The sequence below is a fragment of the Herminiimonas fonticola genome (genome assembly GCF_040395855.1).
Lineage (GTDB): Bacteria > Pseudomonadota > Gammaproteobacteria > Burkholderiales > Burkholderiaceae_D > Oxalicibacterium > Oxalicibacterium fonticola_A.
Genome location: NZ_JBEBPO010000145.1, coordinates 1 through 3,722, shown reverse-complemented (window position 1 = coordinate 3,722; position 3,722 = coordinate 1). Strand labels below are relative to the sequence as shown.

General features: G+C 56.7%; 5 protein-coding genes. All 5 read left to right on the top strand.

Translation table 11 applies throughout. The features are described from left to right. On the top strand, positions 1–641 hold a 641-nt coding region (dapB, locus tag ABWP27_RS12540), incomplete at its 5' end, for a 4-hydroxy-tetrahydrodipicolinate reductase (protein WP_353157384.1). Positions 642–692: 51 nt separating this feature from the next. Next, positions 693–1,385, top strand: a complete 693-nt coding sequence (locus ABWP27_RS12535; protein WP_353157381.1) for a MotA/TolQ/ExbB proton channel family protein — start codon at positions 693–695, stop codon at positions 1,383–1,385. 9 nt (positions 1,386–1,394) lie between these two features. Then, positions 1,395–1,820: an ExbD/TolR family protein gene (locus ABWP27_RS12530; protein WP_353157378.1), complete on the top strand. Its 426-nt coding sequence runs from the start codon at positions 1,395–1,397 to the stop codon at positions 1,818–1,820. Between the two features lie 3 nt (positions 1,821–1,823). Further along, positions 1,824–2,150 carry a barstar family protein gene (locus tag ABWP27_RS12525; protein ID WP_353157375.1) on the top strand — a complete coding sequence of 109 codons (327 nt, stop codon included), beginning with the start codon at positions 1,824–1,826 and terminating at the stop codon, positions 2,148–2,150. A gap of 115 nt (positions 2,151–2,265) precedes the next feature. Further along, positions 2,266–3,722: leucine--tRNA ligase (leuS, locus tag ABWP27_RS12520; protein WP_353157385.1), on the top strand; the 1,457-nt coding region annotated here is incomplete at its 3' end.

Here is a 3,722-nt window from a genome sequence, read left to right as displayed (position 1 = left end):
GCGTACTGATCGAATCCGACTTGGCCAAAGGCTTGGCAGATGCCGGCTTCCTGATCGACTTCACGCGTCCGGAAGGAACGCTGAAGCACCTTGAGTACTGCGCTGCACACGGCATCAAGATGATCATAGGCACGACAGGATTCGATGCCGCCGGCAAGGCTGCGATTGAAGCGGCAGCAAAAAAAACCGCCATCATGTTCGCACCGAACATGAGCGTAGGCGTCAATGTGACGATGAAATTGCTGGAAATGGCTGCGAAGAATTTTTCCGAAGGCTACGACATCGAAATCATCGAAGCACATCATCGCAACAAGGTTGACGCGCCGTCCGGCACCGCGATCAAGATGGGCGAAGTGATTGCAGGCGCATTGGGCAAGGAATTGAACGATGTAGCCGTGTGGGCGCGCGAAGGCGTGACCGGTGCACGCGATCCGTCGTCTATCGGCTTTGCCACCGTGCGTGGCGGCGACATCATCGGCGACCACACGGTATTGTTTGCCGGCGACGGTGAACGCATCGAGATTTCGCACAAATCGTCGAGCCGCGTATCGTATGCGCACGGCAGCCTGCGTGCGGCGCGCTTCCTGGCCGACAAGAAAAGCGGCTTGTACGACATGCAGGATGTGCTGGGTTTGCGTTAAGCGCAGGCTGGCAACCGATCAATCGCAACCTGGTTTACCCAGATCGAAAACATGAATTCCACTGTCGCAGAGCAAGGATTGGGTTTGTCGCATTACTGGGCACAGGGCGATGCGGTGTCGCACGCAGTCGCTTATGCGCTGTTGATCATGTCGATACTCAGCTGGTATTACATCCTGTCCAAAGGCTGGAGCGCATGGCGCATCCGCCGCAGCGCCGCAGCGCTGGAAAATTTCTGGCAGGCGCCGACGCTGCCGGACGCCATCGCCGCCATCAAGCTGACGGATAGCGAAAACGTCTATACGCCGCTGGCAGCGCAAAGCGCCGAAGCCGCCAACATCAAGCCGCACGCCAATTCACTCAACGCCAATACCGATCCGGGCGAATTGATTACGCGCACCCTGCGCCAGGAAATCAATCGCGTCTCGTCCCGCCTCGAAAACGGCCTGACGCTGCTGGCCTCGGTGGGTTCCACCGCACCTTTTATCGGCCTGTTCGGCACCGTATGGGGGATTTACCATGCGCTGGTGGCGGTTTCCGCATCCGGCACCGTGCAGATCGACAAAGTTGCCGGCCCGGTCGGCGAAGCCCTGATCATGACGGCGCTCGGTCTGGCCGTAGCAATTCCAGCCGTGCTGGCCTACAACGCATTCACACGCGTCAATCGCATCACGCTGGCCGAACTGGATGCGTTTGCGCACGACTTGCACGCCTACCTGACAACCGGTACGCGGGTCGGAAAATAAGAGGGCAATATGGCATTCGGTGGATTCAGCGACAACAAACAGCCGGCACCGATGGCGGATATCAACGTCACGCCGATGGTGGACGTGATGCTGGTGCTGCTGGTGATCTTCATCATCACCGCGCCGCTGTTTACCCACGCCATCAAGCTCGATTTGCCGAGTGCGCAATCGGCACCGGCACCGACAGAACCGACCACCATTTCGCTCTCCATCAATGGCGAAGGCGCGATTTTCTGGAACAACGATGCCGTTACCCAGAACGAACTGACGAACAGATTTTCCATTGCGGCCAAACAGCAGCCGCAACCGCAATTGCAACTGCGTGCCGACAAAGGCACTCGCTACGAAGTCATTGCGCAGGTGATGGCGGCCGCGCAAGGCAATGGCTTGACCAAACTCGGCTTCGTCACAGACATGCCGTCCACACAAAAATAGATCATGGCCGTCGTACATTTGAATGGCGAAACCATCGCCGACTGGAATGACTTTCATGCCACATGCATGACGGCATTCGGCTTCCCCGACTTCTACGGCTGTAATATGGATGCTTGGGTCGATTGCCTCAGCTATCTGCGCGACGAAGACGGCATGACGCGGTTCCGCCTGAAACCGGCTGAAAAACTGCAAATCGTCGTCGATCACGCCGACATCCTGCGCAAAAATGCCCCGCACATTCTCGAAGATATGGCCTTCTGTATCGAAGGAATCAACGAACGCTATGCAGATTACGGCGAAAATCCCGCGCTGGAACTGAAGTTGGCCTGACTCCCGCAGGATTACTGCCGCAATTGCCCCGCCACCGACACGCCATCCGGGTGGTCGAACCAGTATAATCACGGGTTCGTATCTACATTCACCCTCACTTTTGGCTCCATCCGTCATGCAAGATAAATACAGCCCCGCCGACGTAGAAAAATCGGCGCACGACCATTGGCAGGCAACCGACGCTTATAAGGCGGTCGAACATGCCAAGGATAAAAACGGCAAGGACAAGAAAAAATTCTACGCCTGCTCGATGCTGCCCTATCCATCCGGCAAGCTGCACATGGGCCATGTGCGCAATTACACGATCAATGACGTGATGTACCGCTACCTACGGATGAACGGCTACAACGTCCTGATGCCTATGGGCTGGGACGCATTCGGCATGCCGGCGGAAAACGCCGCAATGGCGAACAATGTGCCGCCGGCGCAATGGACTTACGCCAATATCGAATACATGAAGACGCAGATGGCGTCCATGGGGCTGGCGATCGACTGGTCGCGCGAAATGACCGCGTGCAAACCCGAGTACTACAAATGGAACCAGTGGATGTTCCTGAAGATGCTGGAAAAAGGCATCATCTACAAAAAAACCGGTACCGTGAACTGGGACCCTATCGATCAAACCGTGCTCGCCAATGAGCAAGTGATAGACGGTCGCGGCTGGCGCTCCGGTGCGCTGATCGAAAAGCGCGAAATCCCGATGTACTACGCGCGCATCACCGATTACGCAGAAGAATTGCTGGATCACGTCGACAATAAATTGCCCGGCTGGCCGGAACGCGTGCGCACCATGCAAGCCAACTGGATAGGCAAATCAACCGGTGTACGTTTTGCCTTCACGCACGACATCAAGGACGACGACAAACTGATCAACGACGGCAAGCTGTGGGTGTTCACCACGCGCGCCGACACCATCAAGGGCGTGACCTTCTGCGCAGTCGCGGCAGAACATCCACTGGCAACTTTCGCGGCAAAAAGCAATCCGGAACTGGCCGAGTTCATCGCCGAATGCAAACTCGGCAGCGTCATCGAAGCCGACATGGCGACGATGGAAAAGAAAGGCATGCCGACCGGCCTGTTCGTCAAGCATCCGCTGACCGGTTCGCTGGTCGAAGTGTGGGTCGGCAACTATGTGCTGATCACCTACGGCGATGGTGCCGTGATGGGCGTGCCGGCACATGACGAACGCGATTTTGCATTTGCAAAAAAATACGTGCTGCCTATCCATCAGGTAATCGATGTAGAAGGCAAGACGTTTTCGGAAGTCACCTGGCACGACTGGTACGCCGACAAGGAAAACGGTCGCTGCATCAACTCCGGCAAATATGACGGCTTGAATTATCAGCAGGCAGTCGATGCAATCGCCGCCGATCTGGAAGAACTCGGCCTGGGCGAAAAGAAAATCACCTATCGCCTGCGCGACTGGGGCATTTCGCGCCAACGCTACTGGGGCACACCTATCCCGATGATCAACTGCGTCGATTGCGGCGCGGTACCTGTCCCGGAAAAAGATTTGCCAGTAGTGTTGCCGGAAGATTGCGTGCCGGACGGCAGCGGCAACCCGCTGAACAA

Excerpts from the sequence above, each read along its gene's own strand:
- ABWP27_RS12535 (WP_353157381.1), top strand. The coding sequence starts at position 693 with ATGAATTCCACTGTCGCAGAGCAAGGATTGGGTTTGTCGCATTACTGG.
- ABWP27_RS12530 (WP_353157378.1), top strand. The coding sequence starts at position 1,395 with ATGGCATTCGGTGGATTCAGCGACAACAAACAGCCGGCACCGATGGCG.
- ABWP27_RS12525 (WP_353157375.1), top strand. The coding sequence starts at position 1,824 with ATGGCCGTCGTACATTTGAATGGCGAAACCATCGCCGACTGGAATGAC.